General features: G+C 61.0%; 28 protein-coding genes and 2 pseudogenes. 13 read left to right on the top strand and 17 right to left on the bottom strand.

Features of this window, described 5'->3' with window-relative positions; all coding sequences use genetic code 11:
* The first annotated feature begins 65 nt into the window (after positions 1–65).
* From H9642_RS00735 to H9642_RS00725, 3 genes are all read left to right on the top strand, one after another.
* Positions 66–350, top strand: coding sequence for a DUF1841 family protein (locus H9642_RS00735; RefSeq protein WP_251834500.1), 285 nt, complete (start codon positions 66–68; stop codon positions 348–350).
* 86 nt (positions 351–436) lie between these two features.
* A complete protein-coding gene (locus H9642_RS00730; RefSeq protein ID WP_251834499.1) occupies positions 437–679 on the top strand; it encodes a TIGR02647 family protein in 243 nt (80 codons plus the stop codon).
* Between the two features lie 78 nt (positions 680–757).
* A complete protein-coding gene (locus H9642_RS00725; RefSeq protein ID WP_286010168.1) occupies positions 758–3,577 on the top strand; it encodes a class I adenylate cyclase in 2,820 nt (939 codons plus the stop codon).
* Between the two features lie 263 nt (positions 3,578–3,840).
* Here H9642_RS00725 and rnk read toward each other — a convergent pair whose 3' ends face one another.
* On the bottom strand, positions 3,841–4,251 hold the full coding sequence (gene rnk / locus H9642_RS00720; RefSeq protein WP_251834497.1) for a nucleoside diphosphate kinase regulator: 411 nt from the start codon (positions 4,249–4,251) through the stop codon (positions 3,841–3,843).
* A gap of 147 nt (positions 4,252–4,398) precedes the next feature.
* Positions 4,399–4,731 (bottom strand): iron donor protein CyaY, encoded by a 333-nt coding sequence (gene cyaY / locus H9642_RS00715; protein ID WP_251834496.1) that lies wholly within the window; start codon positions 4,729–4,731, stop codon positions 4,399–4,401.
* A 194-nt stretch (positions 4,732–4,925) separates the two neighbouring features.
* Here cyaY and lptM point away from each other — a divergent pair, with 194 nt between their 5' ends.
* Genes lptM through H9642_RS00690 form a run of 5 tightly spaced genes read left to right on the top strand, consistent with a single transcriptional unit; the run spans position 4,926 to position 8,599 of the window.
* Complete coding sequence (gene lptM, locus H9642_RS00710) at positions 4,926–5,060, top strand: LPS translocon maturation chaperone LptM (protein ID WP_251834495.1); 135 nt, start codon at positions 4,926–4,928, stop codon at positions 5,058–5,060.
* Between the two features lie 54 nt (positions 5,061–5,114).
* Entirely contained in the window at positions 5,115–6,362 is a 1,248-nt protein-coding gene (lysA, locus tag H9642_RS00705) for a diaminopimelate decarboxylase (RefSeq protein WP_251834494.1), read from the top strand.
* A gap of 9 nt (positions 6,363–6,371) precedes the next feature.
* Positions 6,372–7,202, top strand: a complete 831-nt coding sequence (gene dapF, locus H9642_RS00700) for a diaminopimelate epimerase (protein WP_251834493.1) — start codon at positions 6,372–6,374, stop codon at positions 7,200–7,202.
* Entirely contained in the window at positions 7,199–7,879 is a 681-nt protein-coding gene (locus H9642_RS00695) for a DUF484 family protein (RefSeq protein ID WP_251834492.1), read from the top strand. The genes dapF and H9642_RS00695 overlap by 4 nt, the downstream gene beginning before the upstream one ends.
* A 21-nt stretch (positions 7,880–7,900) precedes the next feature.
* On the top strand, positions 7,901–8,599 hold the full coding sequence (locus tag H9642_RS00690; RefSeq protein WP_251834491.1) for an HAD family hydrolase: 699 nt from the start codon (positions 7,901–7,903) through the stop codon (positions 8,597–8,599).
* A 90-nt stretch (positions 8,600–8,689) separates the two neighbouring features.
* On the opposite strand, the gene sutA is transcribed toward H9642_RS00690, so the two are convergent.
* The 4 genes from sutA to glnK form a co-directional block, all read right to left on the bottom strand.
* Positions 8,690–9,007, bottom strand: coding sequence for a dormancy-specific transcriptional regulator SutA (gene sutA, locus H9642_RS00685; RefSeq protein ID WP_251834490.1), 318 nt, complete (start codon positions 9,005–9,007; stop codon positions 8,690–8,692).
* 74 nt (positions 9,008–9,081) lie between these two features.
* Positions 9,082–9,507 (bottom strand): secondary thiamine-phosphate synthase enzyme YjbQ, encoded by a 426-nt coding sequence (locus tag H9642_RS00680; RefSeq protein ID WP_251834489.1) that lies wholly within the window; start codon positions 9,505–9,507, stop codon positions 9,082–9,084.
* A gap of 186 nt (positions 9,508–9,693) precedes the next feature.
* Positions 9,694–11,010 (bottom strand): ammonium transporter, encoded by a 1,317-nt coding sequence (locus tag H9642_RS00675; RefSeq protein WP_251834488.1) that lies wholly within the window; start codon positions 11,008–11,010, stop codon positions 9,694–9,696.
* A gap of 41 nt (positions 11,011–11,051) precedes the next feature.
* The gene (gene glnK / locus H9642_RS00670) at positions 11,052–11,390 is read right to left on the bottom strand and encodes a P-II family nitrogen regulator (protein ID WP_251834487.1); all 339 of its coding nucleotides are present in this window, start codon (positions 11,388–11,390) and stop codon (positions 11,052–11,054) included.
* Positions 11,391–11,856: 466 nt separating this feature from the next.
* Between glnK and H9642_RS00665 the strand changes: the two genes are divergently transcribed.
* On the top strand, positions 11,857–12,129 hold the full coding sequence (locus H9642_RS00665) for an accessory factor UbiK family protein (RefSeq protein ID WP_251834486.1): 273 nt from the start codon (positions 11,857–11,859) through the stop codon (positions 12,127–12,129).
* A gap of 112 nt (positions 12,130–12,241) precedes the next feature.
* Positions 12,242–13,741 (top strand): YifB family Mg chelatase-like AAA ATPase, encoded by a 1,500-nt coding sequence (locus H9642_RS00660; RefSeq protein WP_251834485.1) that lies wholly within the window; start codon positions 12,242–12,244, stop codon positions 13,739–13,741.
* A gap of 144 nt (positions 13,742–13,885) precedes the next feature.
* On the opposite strand, the gene H9642_RS00655 is transcribed toward H9642_RS00660, so the two are convergent.
* Positions 13,886–14,881, bottom strand: coding sequence for a cytochrome-c peroxidase (locus H9642_RS00655; RefSeq protein ID WP_251834484.1), 996 nt, complete (start codon positions 14,879–14,881; stop codon positions 13,886–13,888).
* Between the two features lie 198 nt (positions 14,882–15,079).
* Positions 15,080–16,291, bottom strand: a complete 1,212-nt coding sequence (locus tag H9642_RS00650) for an OprD family outer membrane porin (protein ID WP_251834483.1) — start codon at positions 16,289–16,291, stop codon at positions 15,080–15,082.
* Positions 16,292–16,767: 476 nt separating this feature from the next.
* Between H9642_RS00650 and dibA the strand changes: the two genes are divergently transcribed.
* Positions 16,768–18,702, top strand: coding sequence for a phosphodiesterase DibA (dibA, locus tag H9642_RS00645; protein ID WP_251834482.1), 1,935 nt, complete (start codon positions 16,768–16,770; stop codon positions 18,700–18,702).
* Between the two features lie 67 nt (positions 18,703–18,769).
* Here dibA and H9642_RS18390 read toward each other — a convergent pair.
* The 4 genes and pseudogenes from H9642_RS18390 to H9642_RS00625 all read right to left on the bottom strand — a co-directional run.
* Positions 18,770–18,890 (bottom strand): annotated as a pseudogene (locus H9642_RS18390) (TOBE domain-containing protein); the annotation flags it as partial.
* A gap of 75 nt (positions 18,891–18,965) precedes the next feature.
* Positions 18,966–19,197, bottom strand: a pseudogene (locus H9642_RS00635) (sulfonate ABC transporter substrate-binding protein); the annotation flags it as partial.
* A gap of 155 nt (positions 19,198–19,352) precedes the next feature.
* On the bottom strand, positions 19,353–19,889 hold the full coding sequence (gene ssuE, locus H9642_RS00630) for an NADPH-dependent FMN reductase (protein WP_251834481.1): 537 nt from the start codon (positions 19,887–19,889) through the stop codon (positions 19,353–19,355).
* Between the two features lie 12 nt (positions 19,890–19,901).
* Positions 19,902–20,540 carry a peroxiredoxin gene (locus H9642_RS00625; protein ID WP_251834480.1) on the bottom strand — a complete coding sequence of 213 codons (639 nt, stop codon included), beginning with the start codon at positions 20,538–20,540 and terminating at the stop codon, positions 19,902–19,904.
* 226 nt (positions 20,541–20,766) lie between these two features.
* On the opposite strand from H9642_RS00625, the gene H9642_RS00620 reads away from it, so the two are divergent.
* Positions 20,767–21,339 (top strand): xanthine phosphoribosyltransferase, encoded by a 573-nt coding sequence (locus tag H9642_RS00620; RefSeq protein ID WP_251834479.1) that lies wholly within the window; start codon positions 20,767–20,769, stop codon positions 21,337–21,339.
* 246 nt (positions 21,340–21,585) lie between these two features.
* On the opposite strand, the gene H9642_RS00615 is transcribed toward H9642_RS00620, so the two are convergent.
* From H9642_RS00615 to dadA, 5 genes are all read right to left on the bottom strand, one after another.
* Positions 21,586–22,011, bottom strand: coding sequence for a c-type cytochrome (locus H9642_RS00615; protein WP_337955273.1), 426 nt, complete (start codon positions 22,009–22,011; stop codon positions 21,586–21,588).
* 256 nt (positions 22,012–22,267) lie between these two features.
* Positions 22,268–22,816: a cupin domain-containing protein gene (locus H9642_RS00610; RefSeq protein WP_251834478.1), complete on the bottom strand. Its 549-nt coding sequence runs from the start codon at positions 22,814–22,816 to the stop codon at positions 22,268–22,270.
* A gap of 167 nt (positions 22,817–22,983) precedes the next feature.
* Complete coding sequence (locus H9642_RS00605; RefSeq protein ID WP_251834477.1) at positions 22,984–24,075, bottom strand: YkvI family membrane protein; 1,092 nt, start codon at positions 24,073–24,075, stop codon at positions 22,984–22,986.
* 54 nt (positions 24,076–24,129) lie between these two features.
* On the bottom strand, positions 24,130–24,486 hold the full coding sequence (locus H9642_RS00600) for a RidA family protein (RefSeq protein WP_251834476.1): 357 nt from the start codon (positions 24,484–24,486) through the stop codon (positions 24,130–24,132).
* Positions 24,461–25,756 carry a D-amino acid dehydrogenase gene (gene dadA / locus H9642_RS00595; protein WP_251834475.1) on the bottom strand — a complete coding sequence of 432 codons (1,296 nt, stop codon included), beginning with the start codon at positions 25,754–25,756 and terminating at the stop codon, positions 24,461–24,463. Before dadA ends, H9642_RS00600 begins: the two co-directional genes overlap by 26 nt.
* 151 nt (positions 25,757–25,907) lie before the next feature.
* Here dadA and H9642_RS00590 point away from each other — a divergent pair, with 151 nt between their 5' ends.
* Positions 25,908–26,396 carry an Lrp/AsnC ligand binding domain-containing protein gene (locus tag H9642_RS00590; protein WP_251834474.1) on the top strand — a complete coding sequence of 163 codons (489 nt, stop codon included), beginning with the start codon at positions 25,908–25,910 and terminating at the stop codon, positions 26,394–26,396.
* Positions 26,397–26,554: the final 158 nt, after the last annotated feature.

Below are 26,554 nucleotides of genomic sequence, written 5' to 3'. Positions count from 1 at the left end.
GATGCGCTGAATGCTCTGTGCGGCAAACCGTGCCAACATACCCGCACGCTAAACAAGGTGATCCCATGAGCGACCATGACGAAAGCGAAGAGGAATCCTTCGCCCAACAGACATTGATCCAAGCCATCGAGAACCAGCTGGAAAGCGGTGAACCTCCCGCGGTACGCGCCACGCTCAACAAGCTGACCCTGGTTGGGTATGAGCGAGAGGAGATCCTGCACCTGATGGCGCTGGTACTGGCCGAGGAAATTAACGCGATGCTGCGCGACGATCGCCCCTTCGATCAGGCGGGCTACGAGTCGGCCGTGCGTGCACTGCCCAGCCTGCCAGGCGAGGACAGCCACGAATAACCCTGGTGATTGGCCAGGACAATGGGCTTTACTGTCGATCGACAGGCCGCCAGACGGCAGCGCTTTTTTCATCCCAGGGAGTCACCATGACCTACACCGCCGATGTGATCGCCGAACTTGAGTTGCTCAACCAGTTCAACCTGGCCAACAGCCTGGAAGGCTTGAAAATTCATAACAGCGCAGAAGCCGCAACGATTGCTGCCGCTCGCCGCCTGCACGAGAAAGGCCTGACCACCCTGCACGATGGCGGTTACCTGACCAGCCTGGGGCTGGAGGCGGCACGGCATGCCCAGAGCGTACTGACCATTCTCACCCCACCCACCGCCTAAGCGGGACTCACACGCTCAACGTTTCGCACCACTGGCCGATATCTCTGGCTTGCCCTCAAAACGGCCAGCCAGGACATCATGCTGTCGAAAGACCCTGTCGATGTAACGCCCGACCCTGTTGAACTCTCTCCAAAGTTTGACCGCCGGGCGCTTCGGCAGCTACGTCAACGCTTTTTGCAGGTAAACCAAGGCCGCCTCGAACGAGCCTTGCAGCTGCTTCCCACGCGCCAACAGCGGGTACTGCGCCTGCTGCCTCTGCTGTTTCACACCAATCATCCCGCGCTGCCCGGTTATGTCTCGGTCACCACCCCGGCCGGGCTGAGCAGTTATAACCCGACACCTGTGCTGCTGGCCGAAGCCCAGGCCGTAGCGCGCTCGTTCCGCTACCGCAAACCCGACCCGCATGGCCCAATGCCCCTGCAGGGTCTGTTCCTGATGGGCAGCCTGGGCACCCTGGCGCAGGCCGAGCAGAGCGATATGGACCTGTGGCTGTGCCATGACCCGCAATTAAGTGCCAGCGAGCTGACCGAGTTGCGGCGCAAGGCCACGCTGCTGGAGACCTGGGCCGCCAGCCAAGGCGCCGAGCTGCATATTTTCCTCGTTGACCCGCCGCGCTTCGCCAGTGGCCAGCGTGATGCCGAGCTGGGCGGCGAGGATTGCGGCAGCAGCCAGCACTATCTGCTGCTCGACGAGTTTTACCGCACCGCCATTTGGTTGGCCGGGCGGACGCCCACCTGGTGGCTGGTACCCGCCGAGCATGAAAATCACTACCTGGCCTATGTAGGCGCCTTGCAAGCACGCGGCCTGCTGCGCGCCGAGGAACACCTGGAGCTGGGACAGCTTGGACAGATTCCCGCGAATGAATTCCTTGGTGCCGGCCTGTGGCAGCTATACAAATGCATCGAGTCGCCCTACAAATCGATGCTCAAATTGCTGCTTAACGAAGCCTATGCCAGCGAGTTTCCACACGGCGACTGCCTGGCCCTGGATTTCAAGCGTGCCGTGTTCGCCGGCAGTCTGGACCTCGATGAACTAGACCCTTACGTGCTCCTGTACCGCCGCCTTGAAGGTTACTTGCTCAACCTCAACGACCAACCCCGCATCGCCCTGATGCGCCGTTGCCTGTACCTGAAGATCAATCGCCCCCTCAGCCGGCCGGTCACCGCGCAGCGCAAGAGCTGGCAACGCCAGCTGCTGCAGCGTCTGTGCGCTACGTGGGACTGGGACGAGCGCCTGCTGCTGAACCTCGACAACCGCCCGCAGTGGAAGCTGCGTCAAGTCAACGAGGAACTGCGCCTGCTGGCCGCCGGCCTGGTCAAAAGCTATCGCAGCCTGCAGCAGTTCGCCCGCGCGCAACTGGCAAGCCACCCGCTCAGCCAGCGCGACCTGGCGATTCTCGGGCGACGGCTGCGGGTTGTCTTTGCCCGCGCACCCGGCAAGATCGAAACCCTCAACCCTGGCATTGCACCTAACCTGACGGAAGGTCATTTGACCGTACAGCAGGTGGACCATGACCACTGGGCGCTGCATGGCGGCAGCCTGAGTCTGCGTCAGTGCCAGGACATTGTTCCGCTCAAGCAAGCCCCCAGCCTGGCAGAGCTACTTGTCTGGGCGATCCGCAACGGCATTATCGACGGGGCGAGCCGGCTGACACTGCATCCAGGACGCAGCGAGCTCTTCGATTTTGAACTGCAAGGCCTGCGCAGCAGCCTGCTGCAAACGTTGCCTGGCGCGCAGGCGCCGGTCAGCGAAGAGGCCATGCTACAACCCAGCAGGCCGGTTACGCTCCTGATCCTGGTTAACGTAGGTCTCGACCCTCTCAAGACCCTGTCCAGCGCGCAACTGGCCAGTGGTCGCAGCGATGTGCTGGACTATTCCGGCGCCCATCTCAACCTGGTGCAGAGCCTGGATCTGGTCAGTATCAGCAGCTGGAACGAGGTGCATTTCAAGCGCTACGAAGGTCCCCTGAGCCTGATTGACTGCCTGCAAGAGTTGCTCATCACGGGACGCGATAAGCGTCACCCGACACTCGCGGTACGCTGTTTCAACCGCAACCGTGCCACGGCAATCTGCCGGCGTCTTGAAGAACTCTTCGGGCAGGCGACACGCGTGCTCGCCGACGATAGGCAGCGCTTTGTGCTGCAACTCGGTGAAAACTACCACCTGTTGCAGAGTCAGGACGGCAGGCTCGTCCGCCAGCCGCTGAGGGACCTGCCAACCCTGCAGACCGCCCTGGCACGTCCACACCCGCATTACAGTCCACTGCACCTTGACCCCCAGGCGTTGCCTGGGCATCCACTGGCGCTGATCCTGCGCGCAGCCGAACCCAACTGCATTCAAGTGTTCTATCAGCTCAGCGAACGGCACGTGCAGCTTTACCTGCTTGATGAGCGCAATTCGCTCTGGCGGCAACGCTTGCCAGGTCATGATGAATCCGCCCTGCTGCCCCTGCATGGCTTTCTTACTCGGCTGCTGCACCATCGTCAGCAACCAAGCGAAGCAGCCCATCCGCTGGCGGCTCCGCTTACGCTGCGTTACTACCAGCTACTGCCCGTCGCGCCTTCGCCGGCCCGTGAGCTGCTCCGGCAAAAATCCCCGCCGGAGCCGGCCGGCGCTCCGCTGCTGCGCGCCCGCCTCACGCGCACGCCTTCGGGGGACAGCAGCATCAGCCTTTACTGTGGCCACCACGCATTCCATCAGGCCGAGCTGGGCCGCCATGGCGTCTACCGCGCCCTGAGCCAGTACTGGAGCCGCTCGTCCAGAGCCCGCAACGGGCTCCATCTGGACGCACTGGAGCTGTCCAGTCTGTTCGAACCCGGGACAGAGCAAACCTTCCACTATCTGGAATACAAACAGCAGATCGAGCAAACGCTCAGAGCGGCAAGCAGAAGTCCATAGCGCTCGAGGCCGGATACCGCTTGCAGTTGCGGATTCACAGAATGCCTTGGCAGAGGTATTTGAGGCCGGATGTTGAGCAAAGGTGCGCGAGTATTGAACCACCAGCAAACTCAGCGCACCGTTGCGGGGCGCAGCCATACGGGTGTGGAATTCTGCCGCGTGTCACCGGTTGGTGATTGTTTTCAGGTCAACCCGGGGTGTCGAACACGCCCGGGTTTTATCCGACCACCGGCAGGGGACGCACGGCGGCCATGCTGCAGCGCTTACAGCTGGAAGTCGCCCGCCGCTTCCGGCTGGTATTCCACCGCCAGCAGGACTAGTTTGAGCGGTTTTCCGCCCGGGCCCGGCCAGTCGATCTGCTGACCGACGGACAACCCCAGCAGCGCGCTGCCCACCGGGGCCAGGACCGAGACGCGACCTTCGCCAGCGCCGACGTCCTTGGGGTAGACCAGGGTCAGGTGATAGTCCTTGCCGCTGGCGTCATCGCGGCAATGCACGCGAGAGTTCATGGTGACCACGCCCGCAGGAACTTCTTCGTGCCCGACGACGAGAGCACGCGACAATTCAGCCTCCAGCGCCTCGGCGGCCGGGGTGTACTCATCCAGACTGTCGAGCAGTTGCTCAAGACGCTGCATGTCGAGACGGGTGACGGTAATCGAAGGTGCGCTGCTCATGGCCTGTCGGTGACTCCTTGTAGTGTGTTTGGCGAATGCGAAAAAACAAAAACCCCGCCCGAAGGCGGGGTTTTGCGTACCGGCATTGACCCTATCACAGCCAAGCAAATAAGCAAGAGGGCGGCGCTACCGCTGGGGATGCGCCTCTCAGAGCTCTTCGAATTCCAGTGCTTCGCCGGCCTGTTCATGGGTCACCCGCGCCAGTAATTCGCCCAAGGGCTCATCACTGGAGTCGCAAATCCATCGCTCGCTGGATTCATCGTAGTCGAAATGAAAACCGCCGGAGCGCGCGGCGACCCACAACTGGCGCAGCGGCTCCTGGCGACTCAGTATCAACTGGCTGCCGTTCTCGAAACGCACGGTCAGTACGCCGGCCGAATTTTCCAGATCGACATCCAGGCCGCTGTCGTCGAAGACATCCTCGATCTCCTGTTGCACAGCATCGATCAGGTCGTGAAAACGGGCTTCGCTAAGGCTCATGGAATTCCTCATGGTCTGGCAGGCACGGATGGATTTCATCCCGTCCGGTAAGGGGGACGAGCTGCAGGATAGCCGGACAAGTTACATCAAAAAAGGCGGCCAAGGCCCGCTATACGGGTGGCGTGGCGCATAGGCAAGCCGCCGGGGGGCCGGTATACTCCAGCGCAATTACCGCTTTTACAAGGATTTTCGCCATGAAGCGCCTGTTGCTCCCGCTCCTTGCGCTCTTCGTGCTCAGCGTTGGTCTCAGTGCCTGCGGTCAGAAAGGTCCGCTGTACCACCCGGATGATGAAAGCGCCGGACACAGCAAAGACCGTTTCGAATTCTAAAAAACCGGCGCGCCCGTCCTCTGTGGGCGCCCCAGGTTGCCCCAGGAGGCCCGCATGCAACCCTTCGAGTACCGCGACGGCGCACTGTTCGCGGAAGGCGTGGCGCTGTCCGCCATCGCCGAGCGTTTTGACACCCCCACCTACGTCTATTCCCGTGCCCACATCGAAGCCCAGTATCGTGCCTACGCCGATGCGCTGACGGGCATGCCGCATCTGGTCTGCTTTGCGGTGAAGGCCAACTCCAATCTCGGTGTATTGAATGTACTGGCGCGACTGGGCGCCGGGTTCGACATCGTCTCGCGGGGCGAACTGGAACGTGTGCTGGCCGCCGGCGGCGAGCCCGGCAAGATCGTGTTCTCCGGCGTCGGCAAGAGTCGCGACGACATGCGCCGCGCCCTGCAAGTCGGCGTGCACTGCTTCAACGTGGAGTCCGTTGACGAGCTGGAGCGCCTGCAACAGGTGGCCGCCGAACTGGGCGTCAAGGCACCGGTGTCGTTGCGCGTCAATCCTGACGTGGACGCCGGCACCCACCCGTACATCTCCACCGGGCTCAAGGAAAACAAGTTCGGCATCGACATCGAGCAGGCCGAAGCGGTCTATGCCCGCGCCGCCGAACTGTCCCACCTGCACGTGATCGGCGTCGATTGCCATATCGGTTCGCAGCTGACCACCCTGGCACCCTTCCTCGACGCCCTCGAGCGCCTGCTGGTACTGGTCGACCGCCTCGCCGAGCGCGGCATCCATATCAAGCACCTCGACCTGGGTGGCGGCCTGGGCGTGCAATACCGCGACGAACAACCGCCGTTGGCCGGCGATTACATTGCCAAGGTCCGTGAGCGCATCGCCGGTCGCGACCTGGCCCTGGTGTTCGAGCCGGGCCGTTCGATCGTCGCCAATGCCGGTGTGCTACTGACTCGCGTGGAATACCTCAAGCACACCGAGCACAAGGATTTCGCCATCGTCGATGCGGCGATGAACGACCTGATCCGCCCGGCGCTGTACCAGGCCTGGATGGACATCGTGCCGGTTCAGCCACGCGATGCCACGACCCGTCCCTATGACATCGTCGGCCCGATCTGCGAAACCGGTGACTTCCTCGGTAAGGATCGCGAGCTGGCCTTGGCGGAAGGCGACCTGCTGGCTGTGCGCTCGGCCGGTGCCTATGGTTTCGTCATGAGCTCCAACTACAACACTCGGGGCCGCGCCGCCGAAGTGCTGGTGGATGGCGAACAGGTTTACGAAGTACGCCGCCGAGAGACGCTCGCCGAACTCTACGCCGGCGAAAGCCTGTTGCCGGACTGAGGATGCCCCATGCTTTTGCGTTTCACCAAGATGCACGGCCTGGGCAACGATTTCATGGTCCTCGACCTGATCAGCCAGCACGCGCATATCCAACCCAAGCACGCCAAAGCCTGGGGTAACCGGCATACCGGCGTCGGTTTCGATCAGCTGTTGATCGTTGAGCCGCCGAACAATCCGGACGTGGACTTTCGCTACCGCATCTTTAACGCAGACGGCTCGGAAGTGGAGCAGTGCGGCAACGGGGCGCGCTGTTTCGCGCGTTTCGTGCTCGATAAGCGCCTGACCACCAAGAAAACCATTCGCGTGGAAACCAAGAGCGGCATCATCGAACTGAGCATTCGCAATGACGGGCAAGTCAGCGTGAACATGGGACCGCCGCGCCTGGCGCCGGCGCAGATTCCCTTTCAGGCCGAGGCCGAGGCGCCGAGTTATGCGATCGATCTGGATGGCCGCCAGGTTGAATTGGCCGCAGTATCCATGGGCAATCCCCATGCCGTGCTGCGCGTTGACAATGTCGACAGCGCGCCGGTGCATGAGCTGGGCCCACGCCTTGAGCATCATCCGCGCTTTCCGCAACGCGTCAACGTTGGCTTCTTGCAGATCATTGATCGCCACCAGGCGCGCCTGCGCGTCTGGGAACGGGGCGCGGGAGAGACCCAGGCCTGCGGCACCGGCGCCTGCGCCGCTGCGGTAGCGGCGATCCGCCAGGGCTGGCTGGACTCGCCGGTGCAGATCGAATTGCCCGGCGGCCGTCTGTCCATTGAATGGGCCGGTTCCGGTCGCCCGGTTATCATGACCGGACCCGCCGTTCGCGTTTACGAAGGACAAATCCGTCTATGACCGAACCTATGCTCGACGCCGCCGCCGTGGCTGCTTATCTGCGTCAGCACCCGGAATTTTTTGTCGACCACGACGAGTTGATTCCCGAGCTGCGCATTCCCCACCAATCCGGCCATGCTGTCTCGCTGGTCGAACGTCAGGTCAAGCTGTTGCGCGAGCGCAACATCGAATTGCGCCAGCGGCTCAGTCAACTAATGGACGTGGCGCGCGACAATGACCGCCTGTTCGACAAGTCGCGTCGCCTGATTCTTTCCTTGCTCGACGCCAGCGGTCTGGAAGAAGTGGTAAGCACCACCGAAGACAGCCTGCGCCATGATTTTCTGGTGCCTTATGTGAGCCTGGTGCTGTTTCGCGACAACCCCAGCGAAGTCGGCCGCACGGCAAGCCTCAGCGAAGCGCAGAAAACCATCGGCGGCTTGCTCGGGAACGGCAAGGCTACCTGTGGCGCCTTGCACCAGGGCGAACTGGCCTTTCTGTTTGGTGAAGACGGGGCGCAAATCGGCTCCGCCGCCGTGGTCGGCCTCGGCCCACAGGGCCAGTTCGGCGTCCTGGCCATCGGCAGTCCCGACCCGCAACATTACAAAAGCTCGCTGGGCACGCTGTTTCTCGGTTACATCGCGGAAATACTCGCCCGCGTACTGCCGCGTTTCGGCACGCCGCTGCGTTCGGTACGCTAGGAGCCTACAGTCAGTCACCCCATGGCCATTCAGCTGATCACCTTCGACCTCGACGACACCTTGTGGGACGTGGCACCCGTTCTGCTCAGCGCCGAGGCCGCGCTGCGTGACTGGCTAACCCGGCAGACACAGCACCTGGGTGAGATGCCGATCGAGCACTTATGGCAGATCCGCGCTGCGCTGCTGGAAAAAGAGCCTGCGCTCAAGCACCGCATCAGTGAACTGCGCCGGCGCATCCTGGCCCACGCTCTGATTGACGCAGGCTACGCAGCCGCAGAGGCTGCCGCGCTTGCCGAAGAGGGGTTTGAGGTTTTCCTCGCCGCCCGCCATCAGATCACCCTGTTTCCCGAGGTCCAGCCGACGCTGGAAGTGCTGGCCAACCATTACCGCTTGGCCGTCCTGACCAATGGCAATGCCGATGTCAGCCGCCTGGGTCTGGCCGACTACTTTCAGTTTGCGCTGTGTGCCGAAGACCTGGGCGTGGGAAAACCCGATCCCCGTCCATTTCACGAAGCTCTCAAGCGTGGCGGCGTGCAGCCCCATGAAGCCGTGCATGTCGGCGACCACCCTGTCGATGACATCGGCGGCGCCAAGGCAGCCGGATTGCGGGCAATCTGGTTCAATCCAGGCGCAAAAACCTGGGCCGGCGCGCCAGCACCCGATGCGCAAATCCGCAGCCTGGCCGAGCTACCCGCTGTGCTGAGCGCCTGGCACGCATAGCCCGAAGGGCTCGCCAGCCTGCAGAGAGCGTCGTGCGCATAAAAAAACCGCCCCATAAGAGGCGGTTTTTTCAATTAACAACCGGCGCGATCAGATCGGGCGGCTGCCGTATTTGCTGTCCGGTTTTTTGGGCGGATCGGCAACGACGTTCGGCTCGACTTCCTGAACCTTGCCACCACGAGCCAGGAACTCTTCCATGGCACGGGCCAATGCATCACGCTCTTTTTGCTTGGCCTCCACATTGAGTAGCTCCTCCGGCTCGGCAGCAGGTCTGGCCTTCTTGCCTACCGGGGCGACAACGTCTACATCACTATCGCCGTCATCCTCTTCGTCTGCGGTTGCCAGCTCCTCGCCGTCATCCTCATCGGTGGTTTCCAGTTCGTCTTGTTCGAGATCATCGTCACTCATATTCACCTCATGTCTGCTCGAAGCTGATTAGTTATAGACCAGTCGCGGAATTTATCGACCCGCGAGGAAAAAATTCAAAAACCTTCACCGTGCAGCGTGGCCACTACCTGCCGTACTCCGCCATGATCGCGATGTTCGCCGAGATAGACCCCTTGCCAGGTGCCCAGCTGCAAGCGTCCGGCGTTGACCGGCAGGCTCAGCTGACAGCCCAGCAGGCTGGCTTTGAAGTGCGCCGGTAGATCGTCCGGCCCTTCATCATCATGTTCATAACCGCGCTCGCCCTGGGGCACCAGGCGGTTGAAGAAGCGCTCAAAATCGCGACGTACCGCGGGGTCGGCGTTCTCATTCACGGTTAGCGAGGCCGAGGTGTGGCGCAACCAGAGGTGCAACAGACCCACGCGACATGAGGCCAGTTCCGGCAGACCGGCAAGCAGCTCGTCGGTCACCAGATGGAAACCTCGTGGGCGGGGTCGCAGGGTAATGATCGTCTGCTGCCACATGTCAAAAATCGCTGCTCAGCACCTTTTCGCGCGCATTCTAACGCGGTGCCAGAAAAAGCAAAGAGTCGGTTTGACTGAGATTTAAACTGGCCAACGCGGCACGTTAGCGGAGCAAATCGCGAGTGCGAAAAGCAACACGCCCCAGCCTCGTGCGAAGGCTGGGGCGTGTCTATTGCGTGCTGTCGTTTACAGGTTGTAGCCGCGCTCGTTGTGCAGGCTGAGGTCGAGGCCGACAGTCTCCTCCTCGTCGCTGACACGCAGCCCCATCACCACATCGATCACCTTGAGAATGAGGTAGGTAAGAACGGCGGTGTAGACCACGGTGAAGACAACGCTTTCAGTCTGGATCCACAACTGGGTGGCGATGCTTTCGAACTCACCGAAGCCGCCCAGGGCCGGGGCGCCGAACGCGCCAACCAGGATCGCACCCACGATACCGCCGACACAGTGTACGCCGAACACGTCCAGAGAGTCGTCGTAGCCCAACTTGCGCTTGAGGCTGGTGGCACAGAAGAAGCAGATCACACCGGAAGCCAGACCAATCACCAGTGCGCCGACCGGGCCCACTGCACCGGCAGCCGGGGTAATGGCCACCAGGCCAGCAACCACACCGGATGCGATCCCCAGAGCGCTGGGTTTGCGGTGCGTGATCCACTCGGCAAACATCCAGGACAGTGCGGCAGCGGCCGTGGCAATCTGGGTGACCAGCATGGCCATGCCAGCTGTGTCGTCAGCAGCAGCGGCAGAGCCGGCGTTGAAACCGAACCAGCCAATCCACAGCATGGCCGCGCCCATCAGGGTGTAACCCAAGTTGTGCGGTGCCATCGGCGTGGTCGGGAAGCCCTTGCGGCGGCCCAGCATCAGGCACGCCACCAGGCCAGCGATACCGGCGTTGATGTGCACCACGGTGCCACCGGCGAAGTCGATCACGCCTTCATCCCACAGCAGGGCGCCGTCGCCGCCCCATACCATGTGCGCCATAGGCGCGTAGACCAAGGTGAACCATACGGCCATGAAGATCAGCATGGCGGAGAACTTCATACGCTCAGCGAAGGCGCCAACGATCAACGCTGGAGTGATGATTGCGAAGGTCATCTGGAACGTGATGAATACGCTTTCCGGGAAGGCGCCGACCAGGCTGTCCTTGGTCAGGTTGGCCAGGAAGGCATTGTCCAGGCTGCCCACGAAGGAGTTGAAGTTGATCACCCCAGCTTCCATACCGGTGGTGCTGAATGCCAGGCTGTAACCGTAGGCGAACCAGAGAATGCTCATCAGGCCGGTGATCGCGAAGCATTGCATCATCACCGACAGGATGTTCTTCGAGCGCACCATGCCTGCATAGAACAGGGCCAGGCCCGGGATGGTCATGAACAGTACCAGGGCAGTGGAGGTGAGCATCCACGCCGTGTCACCGGAATCGAGCGTGGCCTCTTGGGCCAGGGCCACGGAAGGGGTTATTACAGACAACAGGGCGCCTAGCCCTGCGATTTTTCGCAGAGTCATCGTGTGTTACTCCTGGGGCGGGGTGGGTTCGGAGGGCTTGCTTAGATCGCGTCGGTATCGGTTTCGCCGGTACGGATGCGGATGGCCTGCTCCAGATTGACGACGAAGATCTTGCCGTCGCCGATCTTGCCGGTATTGGCGGCCTTGCTGATGGCTTCGATCACGCGGTCAAGCTGATCGTCGGCAATGGCCACGTCGATTTTTACCTTGGGCAAAAAGTCGACGACATATTCCGCACCGCGATACAGCTCGGTGTGCCCCTTTTGGCGGCCGAAGCCTTTGACCTCGGTCACCGTGATGCCCTGAACGCCGATCTCCGACAAGGATTCACGCACGTCGTCCAGTTTGAACGGTTTGATGATGGCAGTGACTAGTTTCATGAAACTTCTCCCGTTTAGGTGGACTTGCCCCAGAAGTACGAACCCGCTGACAAGTCTAAGCTCAGTGCCGTGCTTTTGTAATGACTCGATGGCTCTAGACCCAGCCGCTACATCTCCTGGCCAGGCTGCATCGGTGAGCTGCGCAGGGTTAGTGGTCGCTCTTCGTGCGCGCATCCACAGGGGATAAAGCAGAAAGCCTGCCAACTTTTTAATTCACTGATTTATCTAGCATTTATACGGAATAGGAGCGATGCAGCGCGTAATGGAGAGAAAGCGGAGCACCACAACGGTGCATAAACATCAGTACCCCTGCGCTCAAATCGTGCAGCCCTTTGTAAACAAGCCCCACCAAGGTCGCAGCCGAGCGGTCCTAACGGGTGGTAACCCCCCGCCCGCCCGGGACTGAATCAGTGCGGGCTAACGCCCCGTGCTAAACTGCGCGCCGACGTCCATCGGAATGACCTCAATGTTGCCGCCCAAAGCCCTGTTTGAAACTCTCAGCAATCAAGCGTCGCGCTTGTTCAGCGGCGAGACTTCGCTGCCTCATAACGAGCTGGAATCGCAGTTGAAAATGCTCCTGCAAAGCGCGTTCAGCAAACTCGATCTGGTCAGCCGTGAGGAGTTCGACAGCCAGATGGTCGTACTCGCCCGCACCCGCGCACGCCTGGAGGCACTGGAAGCCAAGGTTGCCGAGCTGGAAGACCGGCTGGCGGGCGACACGGCCGAGCCGCCCCTCTAGCAGAAGCGCTTTTTAGCCGCGGCTGCGGCAGGGTGGTGTCTGCAGTGCAGCCGCCCCGCTTCGAGCTGCGGGCTGCCGTTTCACCAAAGGATTCGTCATCAAGGAGTGATGCATGTCCCTGGCCCTCGTTCACAGCCGCGCTCTAGTGGGCGTTGAAGCCCCGGCCGTCACCGTCGAGGCACACCTGGCTAATGGCCTTCCCTCGCTGACCCTGGTCGGCCTGCCGGAAACCAGCGTCAAGGAAAGCAAGGACCGTGTGCGCAGCGCATTACTCACCTCCGGCTTCGATTTCCCGGCGCGACGCATCACCCTGTCCTTGGCACCGGCGGATCTGCCCAAGGATGGCGGGCGCTTCGATTTGGCCATTGCACTGGGCATCCTGGCTGCCAGCGGCCAGGTACCTGTCGAATCCCTCGAACATTCTGAATGCCTAGGTGAACTGGCGTTGTCCGGCGCTGTGCGTCCCGTACAGGGCGTCTTGCCCGCCGCCCTCGCCGCCCGCGCAGCGGGACGCAGCCTGATCGTCCCGCTGGCCAATGCGGAAGAAGCCAGCCTGGCCTCTGGACTGCGCGTGTACGCCATCGAGCACTTGCTGCAGCTCGTCGGCCATCTCAATGGCCAGGCGCCACTGGAACCCTACCAGGCCCAGGGACTGTTGCTGGAAGTCCGTCCCTATCCCGACTTGGCCGACGTGCAGGGCCAAGCGGCCGCCAAGCGAGCCCTGCTGATCGCGGCCGCGGGCTCGCACAATCTTCTTTTTACCGGGCCGCCAGGCACTGGCAAGACCCTGCTGGCCAGCCGGCTACCCGGTCTGTTGCCACCCCTGAACGAACAGGAAGCCTTGGAAGTAGCGGCCATTCATTCAGTAGCCAGCCACGCACCGCTGGACGCCTGGCCGCAACGACCCTTCCGCCATCCCCACCACAGCGCGTCTGGGCCAGCCTTGGTGGGCGGTGGCAGTAGGCCGCGACCAGGGGAAATCACCCTGGCCCATCAAGGCGTGCTGTTCCTTGATGAATTGCCGGAGTTTGATCGCAAGGTCCTCGAGGTGCTTCGCGAGCCCATGGAAAGTGGCGAAATCGTTATTGCCCGAGCCAGCGACAAGGTGCGTTTTCCGGCACGCTTTCAATTGGTCGCGGCCATGAATCCCTGTCCGTGCGGCTATCTGGGCGACCCGGGCGGACGCTGCCGGTGCGGACCGGAGCAAATCCAGCGCTACCGCAACAAACTGTCCGGTCCTTTGCTCGACCGTATCGACCTGCACCTCACCGTGGCCCGTGAAGCCACCGTACTTAATGCCCCTCCCGCCGCTAACGAAAGCAGTGCAACGGCAGCTGCCCAGGTGGCCCGGGCGCGCCAGCATCAGTTGGATCGCCAGGGCTGCGCCAATGCGTTTCTCGACCTGAACGGACTGCGTGAGCATTGCAGGCTGCAAGACGAGGATCGCCACTGGCTGGAGCAGGCCTGCGAACGCCTTGGCCTGTCTTTGCGCGCCGCCCATCGCATCCTCAAGGTTGCGCGCACCCTGGCCGACCTCGCCGGGCTCGACGCCCTGGATCGCCAGCACTTGGCCGAGGCGCTGCACTACCGTCCCGCTCGTGACAACGCATAGGATCGGTAAAGGGGCGCCGCGCGCTTCCGGCGCCTAGGGCCAAAACCTCGTTACCGCCTGGATACGAGCCAACCGGACACAAAAAGCCCCGAGCCTTGCGGTCTCGGGGCGTTCGCATGAGGCAGGTTGCGCCTCAGGCAGCCATCACTTGTTGAACGGCTGCGGCAGCGGGGTTTTGTTGGTGGACGGCGGCAGGGTCGGCATCGTGAAACTCGGCTGTTCGCCAGTAAGGGTCTTCAGGAAGGCCGTGATCTGCTCGATCTGTTTGGTTTCCAGCTTGCGGCCCAGTTGCAGACGCGCCATCACGTCCACGGCCTCTTCCAGTTTCCAGTAGGCACCGTCGTGGAAGTAGGGGTAGGTGAGTTCGACGTTGCGTAGGGTCGGCACCTTGAACTTCATGCGGTCGGCATCGTTACCGGTCAGGCCAGCGACACCTTCGGCCGGGTTAGTGGTGGCATAGGGTTCAACCAGTCCCATTTTCTGGAAGGAGTTGCCGCCCACTGCAGAGCCGTTGTGGCAAGCCGTGCAGCCCACGTCCTTGAACAGCTGGTAGCCCGCGAGTTCGGTCTTGTTCAGCGCCTTCTTGTCGCCCTTGAGCCACAGGTCAAAGCGCGAGTTCGGGGTGACCAGGGTCTCCTCGAAGGCGGCAATGGCGTCGGTGACATTGTCGATGCTGATCGTGTCGCTGCCGTAGACCTTCTTGAAGGAGGCACGGTACTGGGGAATGGAGTCCAGCACCCCCAGGGCCAGGTCGTGGGTAAACGCCATTTCCATCGGGTTGGCGATCGGGCCACCGGCCTGCTCTTTCAGGTCGGCCGCTCGGCCATCCCAGAACTGCGCCAGGTTCAGGCTGGAGTTCAGAACGGTCGGCGAGTTGATCGGGCCTTCTTGCCAGTTGTGGCCGATGGAGGTCGGCAGGTTGTCGCTGCCGCCCATGGACAGGTTGTGGCAGGAGTTGCAGGAGATGAAGCCCGACCTGGACAGGCGCGGATCGAACCACAGCTGCTTGCCCAGCTCGACCTTGGCCGGATTAGTGATCTTGGCCGGCTCGATTGGCTGGATCGGTTCATTACTGGGCAGCGCCGCCCAGGCGCCGGTCCCCATACTCAGGCCAAGGGCCAACAACAAGGGTTTGAACATGTGCCGCTCCTACTACGTGACAGATAGCTCAACGATGCCAGCATGGCAATCAGCCATATTGATGCAGATCAAGGTGGACAGAGAAAGACCAGACTAGGGGTGCGGCGAAAGGACCGGGACCGCTCCGGCGTTTCTGATAGAAATAAAAAACCCCTGTCGCCCGAAGGCGACAGGGGTTCGGTTACAGCAGAACCGTGATTACATCAGCGGAATGCTGTAGTTCACGATGAAGCGGGTTTGGTCGATGTCGGCATTGTCATCGCCGCTGTACATGCCGTGCATCAGGCGCACACCCAAGCCCTTCAACTGGCCTTCCGGAACGACGTAACCGATGATCACGTCGGTCTCCTTCTCGGAGCGATCCTTGGCAGCGCCGAGATCATAGTCACCTTTTTGGTGAATAACGGTCGCGCTCAGCCCCTTGATGCCCACAGTACCGAAGTCAAAACCGTAGCTGGCCAGCATGACGGTTTCATCCGGACGAGTCATCAGGCCCGCACCGATCATGCGCTCGGACATGGTGTAGTTGGTGTTGCTCATCTGTCCGAAACCGGTATCGCCGGACAGATCCTGGTAACCCAGGCCGAAGGTGTGGCCGGCAACCGAATAGTTAACCAGGGCGCTCCACAGCTGGTTGTCGTTCCGAGGATTAGCGCGGCCCAGACCATCGCCATCTTCCGAAGTATCGAAGTAGCGCAGATCAGCGCCCAGCTTGCCAACACCCAGGTTGGCAGCGTACTTCAGACCGGCAAAGTGCTGCTTGTAGGTGTTGTGCAACTGACCGAAGTAGTACTGAGCGGTCAGACCGTCGACGATCTTGTAATCGACACCTGCCAGGGAGAACTCACCACCGAACTCATCTGTCGCATCGGTCCAGACATCTTCGTCACGCATCGAGGCCTTGGTTATATGGGCAGCGGTCAGGGTCAGGCCGGCGACGTCCTGGTTAGTGACCATTACGCCTTCGAACAGTTGCGGCAGCATGCGGGCATCGTTAGCCACCAGCACTGGAGTGTTGGGACGCAGGGCACCGGCATAGGCAGTGGTCTTGCCTGCACGAGCCTTCAGCGTGGCGCCAGCCTTGTTGAGGCGCTCCGCAGATTCATCTGCACTGTACCGCTCGAACAGCATGCCAGCCTGCTGATCGCCATGGTCCGCCAGCTTGTAAGCAGCTGCACCAAACAGATCGACACCGACGCCCACCGCACCCTCGGTGAAGCCGGACTTGTAGTTGAGCATGAAGGCCTGGCCCCACTGGCCACCCTCGGCACCACCATCGGTTTCCTGGTTGAAGTAGTAATTACGCAGATCCAGGCTCAGCTTGCTGTCCTTGACGAAATCAGCAGCAGCGAACTGGCTCAAGCCCAGGGCGCTGACGGCTACGGCTACGGCCACGGCAGTTTTTTTCATGTTTCACTCCAGTTATTTTTTTAGTTCGAGGCGGTCGGCAGTTGTCCGACTGTCCGACGTCCTCGTTTCGCTTCTACCAGGCCAGCCCAAGACCCCCCTCGGCACAACCCTGGCGACATCTGCGTCCCGCATAGCGAAACCGCCACACGGTAATTTCCAAACGAACCGGTCTATCCCGACGTAAGTTCTGCGAACCTTTATGACAGAAATGTAATGAGTTTTGAAGCCCACAAAAAGCAGAGATTGCGGCAGGGCAAATTTTCCGAGCAGAGTTCAGTTAACGCTGGACTTCATCGCTCTGATCAGGGAGCCTGTCCGGCTTCTTTGCGGCCGGAGCCCCTTTTTAGGCCGCCGGCAACCCATATTCATGCGGCTTTGTCCCCCTGCCGGGCTCCCTCTAAGCCTTTGGTCGTAGCCTCGACCATGCGCCTGTCGATATACTCCGCGCACTCTTCATGATGGTCGTTTGCATTCACATGAAAGCCTCTCGTAATGCCCTGCGTCTGGCGTTGCTGTATGCCGCGTGCGCCACGTCCTGGGTACTGCTCAGCGACCATCTGCTTATGGAATGGCTCGGCCAGTCCGAACGCCTGGCGCAGTGGAAGACACTCAAAAGCCTGATCTTTGTCGCCTTCAGCAGCCTGCTGCTGTACAGCTTGCTGCGCCTGCAACTCAATCGCCTGGACAATCAGTTGCGTATTCGCCGCAAGCAGGAGAATCGCTTGCGCCAGGCGGCCGTGGTGTTTGATCAAACGTTGGAAGGCGTGCTGATCAGCAATGCCAAGAACCGCATCGTGCATGTAAATCCGGCCTTTGAACGGATCACCGGCTACAGCGCGGCCGAAGTCCTGGGCCAAACACCGCAGATGTTCAAGTCGGGCCGGCATGACCGCAGTTTTTACGAGGTCGTCTGGGATCAGTTACAGAACGCCGGCCTGTGGAGCGGGGAGATCTGGAACCGGCGCAAGAACGGGGAGATTTTTCCCCAGTGGCAACGCATCTGCGCCGTGCGTAATGAATTGGGCATGCTCACCCACTACGTGGCGATTTTTTCCGATGTCAGCGCCATCAAGCAGTCCCAGCAGGAACTTGATTACCTTGCCCACCACGACCCGCTGACCGGCCTGCCCAACCGCTTGCTGTTCAACGAGCGTGTCCAGCACGCCCTGGAGCGCTACAAACATCGGCAGGGCGGCGGTTGCGTGCTGTTCCTCGATATCGACTTCTTCAAGGACATCAACGAAAGCCTCGGCCACAGCATGGGTGACGAAGTCATCAAGATCGTGGCGGACCGACTCAATAGCCTCGGCAAGGGGCTTACCGTTGCACGTCTGGGCGGGGATGAATTCGCGCTCTTGTGCGACGACGGCAACCAGGCCAAACGCGCGGCCAGTCTGGCCGAAACGGTATTGGCTACGCTGGGCAGCCCGATCCGTCTCGCCGGCAACGAGTTGTTCGTCAGCGCCAGCATCGGCATCAGTCTGTTCCCCGACGATGGCACGCAACTCGAGCAGATCATCCGTAATGCGGACTCAGCCTTGTTCAAGGCCAAACACAGCGGGCGGCAAACCTATGCCTTCTACACCCAGGAACTGACCCTGCAGGCACGCCAGCGCGTGGAGCTGGGTGCCGCCCTGCGCCAGGCGCTGGAGCTGGGTGAGCTGCGCCTGCATTACCAGCCGATCATCGATCTGGCCAGCGGCCGGGTGCTCGGGGTCGAATCCCTGGTGCGCTGGCAGCATCCTGGCCTGGGCCTGGTGCCGCCCAACGTGTTCATCCCGGTGGCTGAAGAAAGCGGGCTGATCGCCGCCATCGACTCCTGGGTCCTGGCCCAGGCGTGCCGTCAGATGCGCGCCTGGCAGCAGGCAGGCATCCATCTGGACTTCATCGCGGTGAACGTGTCCAGCCGGCTGTTCAGCCGGGGCGAACTGGATCAGTATGTAAAAGACGTGCTCGAGGAAACCGGCCTGCAACCCCGCTATCTGGAACTGGAAGTCACCGAAAGCGCGGTCATGGACAACCCCGATAATGCCCAGAGCCTGCTGCATCGCCTGTGCAGCCTCGGTGTGCGCCTGTCGATCGACGACTTCGGCACCGGCTATTCCTCGCTGCTGCGCCTGAAAAACCTGCCGGTGCACAAATTGAAGATCGACCAAGGCTTCGTCGCCGGCCTGCCCGAGGATGACGATGACGCCGCCATTACACGGGCGGTCATCGCCCTGGCCCACAGTCTGGGACTGACGGTGGTCGCCGAGGGTATCGAAACGCCGGAACAGGCGATTTTCCTGCGCCGTCACGGCTGCGGTCTCGGCCAGGGCTACTGGTTCGGCCGTCCGGCGCCGGCCGAGTTGCTCGATTGGCGTCCCCGACCGTTGCCCAAGGTTGTGTATAACCTGCAGCAGAGTCGCTAAACCCATGCATCACGCGGGGTAAACGTGACGCTTACCCCGCGTCAGCATCAAACCCGAGCCTCGCCTTTTACAACGTGGCGATTGACACCTCGGTGGATTTCACGAAGGCGATCACCTCGCTGCCCACCTTGGAGGTCCAGCTCGCGCACCGAGCGGGTGGTGATCATTGAGGTGACGGTACCGGCGGCGTTTGCACGTCGCCGACTTGGCCGCCTTCGATCAGGATCACGCGCTCGGCGATGGCGACCGCCTCACGTCGTGGGATCCGCATCGCCGACATTCAGCTCTTCGAAAAGCTGCGGGCCTGGGGAACTCGGTCCACATCACCTCCATGCGCTGTTCGGCCAGGCGCTTTTTCAGCGTGCCTTTAGCTTGAGAATCACCAGCGTGCCGATACGCAAAGTTTCAGCCTGGGCCTGGGTGTGTGATGGCGCCGAGGGAAATTGCCGCAGCCAGCAGGCCGGCAACTCCGAGGCGCAAAGTACGTTGACTCATCAAAGTCGCTCCTTGGCAAAACGGATTGTTGGCTTCCTGCTGGCCCGTTCGCGGGCGAGTAAGGTGGGGTTCGTAACGTGATTACAACGGTGTTGCGGTCAATTACTCCGGCGAGACGTCCGCAAACGGTCATGCAAAATGACCGGATCCGGCGGTTACGGGCGACGCGCCAAGGCCAAGAGCAGATCCTCCAAGGCTTCGTCTAGCCGTTCGCGCAGGTGTGCCTCCAGCGCAGCGGGGCAATCGGCTTCGGCGTACTGAATCTGCGCATCCACCGCATACACCCCCTGTAGCACTTCCTCAGCCTTGAGCGCGGCCAGTACCGGCTTCAGTGCATAGTCTACCGCCAGCATGTGCGCCGCACTGCCGCCAGAGGCGATGGGCAACACCACCTTGTCAGCCAGGCCGCGCTCCGGCAACAGATCGAGCAGCGCCTTCAACGCGCCGGAAAATGACGCCTTGTAGACCGGCGTGGCAATGATCAACCCGTCAGCCTGCTGCACATGCTCGAGCAATTGGCGGACCTGTGGACTGTCGAAGCGCGCATACAGCAAGTCCTCGGCGGCGAAGTCGCGCACCCGGTAGGAGACGACTTCGACACCCCTGCGTTGCAGCAACTGCGAGGCATAGTTCAGCAGCTCACCGGAGCGCGAGCGCGTGCCGGGACTGCCGGCGATGGACACGACCAACATGGCGCTTGGTCCTCAGCGGTTCGGCTGAGGGGTCAGGCGCAGGTAGGGTTTCACCGCACGATACCCCTTGGGGAAGCGCTGCTTGATCTCCTCTTCATCTTTGAGCGACGGCACGATCACCACCTCGTCGCCGTCCTGCCAGTTGGCCGGTGTGGCCACCTTGTGGCTGTCGGTCAGTTGCAGCGAGTCGACCACGCGGAGGATCTCGTGAAAGTTACGCCCGGTGCTCGCGGGATAGGTAATAGTCAGGCGGACCTTCTTGTTCGGATCGATAACAAACAGCGAGCGCACGGTCAGTGTGTCGCTGGCATTGGGATGGATCAAATCGTAGAGATCGGACACCTTGCGGTCGGCATCGGCCAGAATCGGGAAATTCACCTGGGTATCCTGGGTTTCGTTGATATCGTCGATCCACTTCAGGTGAGAGTCCACCGGGTCTACGGACAGGGCAATGGCTTTGACGTTGCGCTGGGCAAATTCATCCTTGAGCTTGGCGGTAAAGCCCAGCTCCGTGGTGCAGACTGGAGTGAAGTCAGCGGGATGGGAGAACAGAATTCCCCAGCTGTCACCCAGCCACTCGTGGAAACGAATGCGACCTGCGCTGGATTTCTGTTCGAAGTCGGGGGCGATGTCGCCAAGCTTGAGGCTCATGTCGGTCAGCTCCTGGTCTGAAAGCCCTGCGAGGGCGAAGTGGAGCCACTATGCCTTGACCGCCTTGCAACCCAAAAAGAATCAATACTGATTTACTTATACCTTTAACGAATAACAAGGTCGTTTTCAGTAAAAACTGACCAATCGACTGACATCAGATCTTTTGGCCGCCCCCGGAATGGGCGAGAATGCGCGGCTTTCTCGCGAAGCAAGCCGGAGTCCACTCGTGGAACAGTTGAAACAGAAAATCCGCACCTGCGGTGTGGTCCTCTCGGACAAGGTGCTCAAGGTCGATGCCTTTCTCAATCATCAGATCGACCCTCTGCTGATGCAGCAGATCGGCCACGAGTTCGCCGAGCGCTTTCGCGACCAGGGCATTACCAAGATCGTCACCATCGAGGCGTCGGGCATCGCTCCGGCCGTCATGGCGGGCTTGGAACTGGGTGTACCGGTGATCTTCGCCCGCAAACATCAGTCGCTGACGCTCACTGACAACTTGCTGACCGCCGCGGTGTATTCGTTCACCAAGCAGGTGGAAAGCACCATCGCCGTGTCCACCCGCCACTTGGATGCCAGTGACCGGGTGCTGATCATTGATGACTTTCTGGCCAACGGCAAAGCCGCCAAAGGCCTGATCTCGATCATCCAGCAGGCAGGCGCCAGCATCGCCGGACTGGGCATCGTGATCGAAAAATCATTCCAGAACGGCCGCCAGGAACTGGAAGCCGATGGTTTCCGTGTCGAGTCCTTGGCACGCATTCAGTCGCTCGAAAACGGCCAAGTCAGCTTCGTCGAATAAGCGGTCTCAAGCGCGTAGGCGGAGCGCTCGCAGCAGGCGGAATAGCCCTGCGCCAGGCACGTATCCAGTGCGTCGCACGCCCCCGTTAACGCCAGACACGCGCCCCTGGGATGGCATGAGCAAAGCGGCGAATCAGCAGGCGCGCCGCTCAGTATTTTCGACGCGGCAACCGCCCCGCTTGTCCCAAAGTGTCCAGACATGACAAAGCCGCCCGAGGGCGGCTTTGTTGCAGCAGGCTGTGCGATCTTACAGACCGGACATTTCCTTGATAGCGGCCAGCATTTCATCGTCAGAGCAGTCTGCACAAGTGCCCTTCGGCGGCATGGCATTGATGCCCTTGATTGCCGACGCCAGCAGAGCGTCCAGACCACCTTGTGCGTCCGCGCGGGCTTGCCAGGCAGCGGTATCGTGATTTTTCGGCGCACCCAGCAGGCCGACGCTATGGCAAGCGTTGCAGTGCTTGGCGACGATGTCGCTACCGCTACGCGCGGCACCACCAGCAGCTGCAGCGGCGACTGCACCCACGCCCTTGCACTCCTGGCCCGCTACGCAGACTTCACCTACCGGCTTCAAGCGCTCGGCAATGGCATCGTTGGTCGTAGCCTGAGCGCTCACCGCCCACAGGGCCAATACGGCGGCGTTGGCCACCAGCATCTTCTTAGTCCAGTTCACCTTACACCCTCATCGTGGCTAGAAACGCCCGCGGCCACGGTTCGCGAGCGGGCGACAGTATAACGGGAAGCCCGGTTTGCCGAAACACGTGAGCAGCATGCCGCACAGGCCAGGCAGCGTTCGTGGCGGGCTTTAGGGGTTATTGCAACATTGCGCCAGTACAGGTGTGCGGCGCGTTTCTGGCATCTGCCGGCCTCCGCCAGGTCGACCTGGGTTTGCCAATGCCTGCCATGGCATGCGGCAATGGGTCGCAGGATCAAAAGTTGGCAGGTGTTGTCGTACTTATCAACCGCGCGGGCCGATCGAACGGATTGCGGAAACGGTGCGGTTTATTGCTTTCGAAATAATAACTGTCGCCACTTTCCAGGATGAACAACTCACCGCCCACGGTCAGCTCCAGTCGTCCCTCCACCACGACGCCGGCCTCTTCGCCATCGTGGTTGAGCATTTCCTCCCCCGTATCGCTGCCCGGCGGGTAGGTTTCATCCAGTACCGACATGGCACGGTTCGGGTACGCCTTGCCCACCAGTTTCATGGTCACCGCACCACTGCAGATGTCCATCAGCTCATCGGCCTTGTACACCACCTGGGTGTCATTGCCGTGCTCGGCATTCAGCGAGAAAAAGTCCACCAGCGACATGGGAATGCCGGACAGTACTTTTTTAAGCGAGCTGATCGAGGGGCTGACGCTGTTTTTTTCGATCATCGAGATGGTGCTGTTGGTAACGCCCGCGCGTTTGGCGAGTTCACGCTGGGACAGGCCTTTCTGTTTGCGAATGGATTGCAGTCGAACACCGACGTCCAATGGCGAATTCCTCAAGAAAAAGGCTGGATGGAAAGAATCGGACAATCATCGCAACAGTGTTCAGAATTTACAACGCGTCATCCCGCGATTGGCGCACACAGTGCCAGGCGGTGAAACAAAAACGCCCCGACACTCGCGTGCCGGGGCGTTCGGATGATGCGTGCCGGTTAGAGCGAAGCTTCCAGCTCAGCCTTCTGGGCCGCCGCATCAGCAGAGCGACCGCGAATCCAGCTGAAGGCGATGGCCAGGATCAGCGCAAGGCCCACGTAGCCCAGCAGCGGATAAACCGTGCCCACCAGCTTGGTGAAGCCCACCTGGCTCAGGCCCAGGCCGATCAGGATGGAGACCAGGCTGACCAGCTTGAAGCGGGTGGTTTCCGGCCGCGCGAAGCGCGCGCTGAAGGCGAAGAACATGCCCACCGCGGTGCTGTAGATCATGCAGATCAGCGACAGCGACATCAGCACGCTGAGCCACGGCGCGATGCGCCCGGCCAGTGCCAGGGTCGGCAGTTCGACACCCTGCAGCTGGTTGATGTTGGCGAACAGACCGACGTTCAGGGTCAGGATCAATGCTCCCAGGCCCAGACCGCCCACGACGCCGCCAATGGCTGCAGCCTTGGGCTGCTTGGTCAGGCCGCCGATCACCGCCAGCATGGGGAAGCCCACGGCGATGTTGAACGAGGCATAGAGCAGCGCGCTGAGGAACCAGTTGGACGACGCCTTATCGGTGTTGCTGGTCGCCACGGCTTCCAGTGTTTCCAGCGGTGCGTTGTAGTTGAAAATCGAGTAAGCAGTGATCAGCAGCACCATGGTCAGCAGGAACGGCATCACCACGCTAATGAGGTGAATGATGCGCTTCACGTTCAGGCACAGAGTCAGAACGGCCAACACTGTCAGCAAGATCGCGCCCGCCAAGGGTGGCAGACCAAACTGTTGGCTCAAGGTAGAGCCGCTGCCCGCCAACATCACCACACCGACGCCGAACAGGAAGAACGACAACACCAGGTCGACGCCCAGGCCGGCTTTCGCGCCAAATAGCCTGCTCAGCACCTGTTTGTGGGAATCGGCCTGCATTTTCGAACTCATGCGGGCGATCTGCATGCCGATGAAAGCGAACAGCAGAGCGCTGATCACGGTGCCAGCAACACCTATCACGCCGAAGTGAGTGAAAAACTGCAGCACCTCCTGGCCGGAGGCAAAGCCTCCGCCAATCACCACTGACATGTACGCAAGCGCTATTTGAATCGACTGCTTATTCATTACTACATCATCTCTTTTTTAGATTTATTGGTGACCGCATGAGAACGTCTCGAGTCAGCCTGGCAGGGCGGCGACTACCGTGGCTTCTATAAGAATCTCCGGCTCGCACAGGGCGGCCTGAACAGTGGCGCGCGCAGGCGCGACGCCGTCAGGCAGCCATTGATCCCACACCGCGTTCATGGCCGCGAAGTGGGCATCAATGTCCTTCAGGTAAAGGGTCACCGATAGCACATGATGCTTGTCGGTTCCCGCTTCAAGCAACAGCTGCTCGACCATCGCCAGGGTTTCGCGGGTCTGTTGCTCGATATCGGCGCTCAGGTCATTGGCTACCTGACCCGCAAGATAGACGGTGTCGCGATGGATAACGACCTGACTCATCCGTTTGTCAGTGTGCAGACGCTGTATTGCCATCAAGGGCCTCCTGGGTGTCGCCGTAGCGAGAAATATCCAGACCTTCGGTGCTGATCTGCGGGCGCTTGGCGGCCAACAGGTCGGCCAGCAGGCGGCCCGAGCCACAGGCCATGGTCCAGCCCAGCGTGCCGTGACCGGTATTCAGGAACAGGTTGCTGTAACGGGTCGCACCCACGATGGGCGTACCGTCCGGCGTGGCCGGGCGCAAGCCCGTCCAGAATTCGGCCTTGGCCAGATCGCCACCCTGCGGATACAGGTCGGCGGTAATCATTTCCAGCGTGGCCCGGCGACTCGGATTGAGGCTCAGATCGAAACCTGAAACTTCGGCCATGCCGCCCACCCGAATGCGCTGGTCGAAACGGGTAATGGCCACCTTGTAGGTCTCGTCAAGGATGGTCGAGGTGGGCGCCATCTCGGCATTGGTGATCGGCACGCTGAGGGAATAGCCCTTGAGCGGATACACCGGCGCCTTGATGCCCAGCGGCTTGAGCAGTTGCGGACTGTAGCTGCCCAGAGCCAGCACGTAATGGTCGGCGGTTTCCAGCGTGCCGTCGATCCAGACACCGGCAAGGCGATTACCGTCGCCTTCAAGGCGCTCGATGTTCTGTCCGAAACGGAATTCGACACCCAGCTCTTTGGCCATTTCCGCCAAACGCGTAGTAAACAGCTGGCAGTCGCCAGTCTGGTCATTGGGCAGCCGCAGGGCACCGGCCAGCTTGTCGGTCACGGCGGCCAGGGCCGGCTCAACGCGGGCGATACCGGCACGATCCAGTACTTCGTAAGGCACGCCGGATTGTTCGAGAACGGCGATATCCTTGGCGGCGGCATCCACTTGGGCCTGGGTGCGGAACAACTGAGTGGTGCCCAGCTGACGCTCTTCATAGGCAATGCCGGTTTCTGCGCGCAGCTCGTCGAGGCAATCGCGGCTGTATTCCGACAGGCGCACCATGCGCTCTTTGTTCACCGCATAACGGCTGGCCGTGCAGTTGCGCAGCATCTGCAGCATCCACAGGTACTGGTTGATGTCAGCGGTGGGACGAATAGCCAGCGGCGCATGCTTTTGCAGCATCCACTTGATGGCCTTGAGCGGAATGCCCGGGGCCGCCCATGGCGAGGCATAACCCGGAGATATCTGCCCGGCATTGGCAAAGCTGGTTTCCTGAGCCGGCGCGGGCTGGCGATCCACCACCGTTACTTCAAAGCCCGCACGGGCCAGGTAATAGGCGCTGGTCGTGCCAATCACACCGCTGCCAAGTACCAGTACACGCATGACACAACCTCCTCGATTCTGGATGGCGGGCACAGACGGCGCCGCACAAGAGCCCGAGTATAAGAAAGCGTCAGTAGTGATATTCACTATATAACTGGCTATATTTGCCGTTAAGTCACGGCAATAATGCCTTTAATAGAGGTAAATATTCATGAAAACCCCGCGTCGGGCCCGTCATGATCTGGATAAGATCGACCGCAGCATCCTGCGCATCCTGCAGGACGAAGGGCGTATCTCCTTTACCGAGCTGGGTGAGCGAATCGGCCTGTCCACCACGCCCTGCACGGAGCGGGTGCGGCGCTTGGAGCGCGAAGGGGTGATCATGGGCTATAGCGCGCAGCTCAATCCCCATCACCTGAAAGCCGACCTGCTGGTCTTCGTCGAGATCAATCTTGCGTACAAGTCAGGGGATATCTTCGAAGAATTCCGCCGCGCCGTGCTCAAACTGCCGCAAGTGCTGGAATGCCACCTGGTCTCCGGCGACTTCGACTACCTGATCAAGGCCCGCATCTCGGAGATGGCCTCCTACCGCAAGCTGCTCGGCGACATCCTCCTCAAGCTGCCCCATGTGCGCGAGTCGAAGAGCTATATCGTCATGGAAGAGGTCAAGGAGACCTTGAAACTGCCGGTGCCGGGCTAAACATAATGCGCGGCGCTGCCATAGGCGTCGCTCGCCGCACACGGGCAAGCTGTAGGATGGATGTCGCTTGTACATCCACCCTGGGCACCGCTCGGTGGACAAGAAAAACGTTGTCCACCCTACATGCTGAACCCGTAAGCAGCATCGCCACTCGTAGG

The organism is Serpens gallinarum (assembly GCF_014836765.1).
GTDB lineage: Bacteria > Pseudomonadota > Gammaproteobacteria > Pseudomonadales > Pseudomonadaceae > Serpens > Serpens gallinarum.
This window is presented reverse-complemented; position numbering and strand designations above follow the sequence as displayed.

Excerpts from the sequence above, each read along its gene's own strand:
- H9642_RS00735 (WP_251834500.1), top strand. The coding sequence starts at position 66 with ATGAGCGACCATGACGAAAGCGAAGAGGAATCCTTCGCCCAACAGACA.
- H9642_RS00730 (WP_251834499.1), top strand. The coding sequence starts at position 437 with ATGACCTACACCGCCGATGTGATCGCCGAACTTGAGTTGCTCAACCAG.
- H9642_RS00725 (WP_286010168.1), top strand. The coding sequence starts at position 758 with ATGCTGTCGAAAGACCCTGTCGATGTAACGCCCGACCCTGTTGAACTC.
- rnk (WP_251834497.1), bottom strand. The coding sequence starts at position 4,251 with ATGAGCAGCGCACCTTCGATTACCGTCACCCGTCTCGACATGCAGCGT.
- cyaY (WP_251834496.1), bottom strand. The coding sequence starts at position 4,731 with ATGAGCCTTAGCGAAGCCCGTTTTCACGACCTGATCGATGCTGTGCAA.
- lptM (WP_251834495.1), top strand. The coding sequence starts at position 4,926 with ATGAAGCGCCTGTTGCTCCCGCTCCTTGCGCTCTTCGTGCTCAGCGTT.
- lysA (WP_251834494.1), top strand. The coding sequence starts at position 5,115 with ATGCAACCCTTCGAGTACCGCGACGGCGCACTGTTCGCGGAAGGCGTG.
- dapF (WP_251834493.1), top strand. The coding sequence starts at position 6,372 with ATGCTTTTGCGTTTCACCAAGATGCACGGCCTGGGCAACGATTTCATG.
- H9642_RS00695 (WP_251834492.1), top strand. The coding sequence starts at position 7,199 with ATGACCGAACCTATGCTCGACGCCGCCGCCGTGGCTGCTTATCTGCGT.
- H9642_RS00690 (WP_251834491.1), top strand. The coding sequence starts at position 7,901 with ATGGCCATTCAGCTGATCACCTTCGACCTCGACGACACCTTGTGGGAC.
- sutA (WP_251834490.1), bottom strand. The coding sequence starts at position 9,007 with ATGAGTGACGATGATCTCGAACAAGACGAACTGGAAACCACCGATGAG.
- H9642_RS00680 (WP_251834489.1), bottom strand. The coding sequence starts at position 9,507 with ATGTGGCAGCAGACGATCATTACCCTGCGACCCCGCCCACGAGGTTTC.
- H9642_RS00675 (WP_251834488.1), bottom strand. The coding sequence starts at position 11,010 with ATGACTCTGCGAAAAATCGCAGGGCTAGGCGCCCTGTTGTCTGTAATA.
- glnK (WP_251834487.1), bottom strand. The coding sequence starts at position 11,390 with ATGAAACTAGTCACTGCCATCATCAAACCGTTCAAACTGGACGACGTG.
- H9642_RS00665 (WP_251834486.1), top strand. The coding sequence starts at position 11,857 with ATGTTGCCGCCCAAAGCCCTGTTTGAAACTCTCAGCAATCAAGCGTCG.
- H9642_RS00660 (WP_251834485.1), top strand. The coding sequence starts at position 12,242 with ATGTCCCTGGCCCTCGTTCACAGCCGCGCTCTAGTGGGCGTTGAAGCC.
- H9642_RS00655 (WP_251834484.1), bottom strand. The coding sequence starts at position 14,881 with ATGTTCAAACCCTTGTTGTTGGCCCTTGGCCTGAGTATGGGGACCGGC.
- H9642_RS00650 (WP_251834483.1), bottom strand. The coding sequence starts at position 16,291 with ATGAAAAAAACTGCCGTGGCCGTAGCCGTAGCCGTCAGCGCCCTGGGC.
- dibA (WP_251834482.1), top strand. The coding sequence starts at position 16,768 with ATGAAAGCCTCTCGTAATGCCCTGCGTCTGGCGTTGCTGTATGCCGCG.
- ssuE (WP_251834481.1), bottom strand. The coding sequence starts at position 19,889 with ATGTTGGTCGTGTCCATCGCCGGCAGTCCCGGCACGCGCTCGCGCTCC.
- H9642_RS00625 (WP_251834480.1), bottom strand. The coding sequence starts at position 20,540 with ATGAGCCTCAAGCTTGGCGACATCGCCCCCGACTTCGAACAGAAATCC.
- H9642_RS00605 (WP_251834477.1), bottom strand. The coding sequence starts at position 24,075 with ATGAATAAGCAGTCGATTCAAATAGCGCTTGCGTACATGTCAGTGGTG.
- H9642_RS00600 (WP_251834476.1), bottom strand. The coding sequence starts at position 24,486 with ATGGCAATACAGCGTCTGCACACTGACAAACGGATGAGTCAGGTCGTT.
- dadA (WP_251834475.1), bottom strand. The coding sequence starts at position 25,756 with ATGCGTGTACTGGTACTTGGCAGCGGTGTGATTGGCACGACCAGCGCC.
- H9642_RS00590 (WP_251834474.1), top strand. The coding sequence starts at position 25,908 with ATGAAAACCCCGCGTCGGGCCCGTCATGATCTGGATAAGATCGACCGC.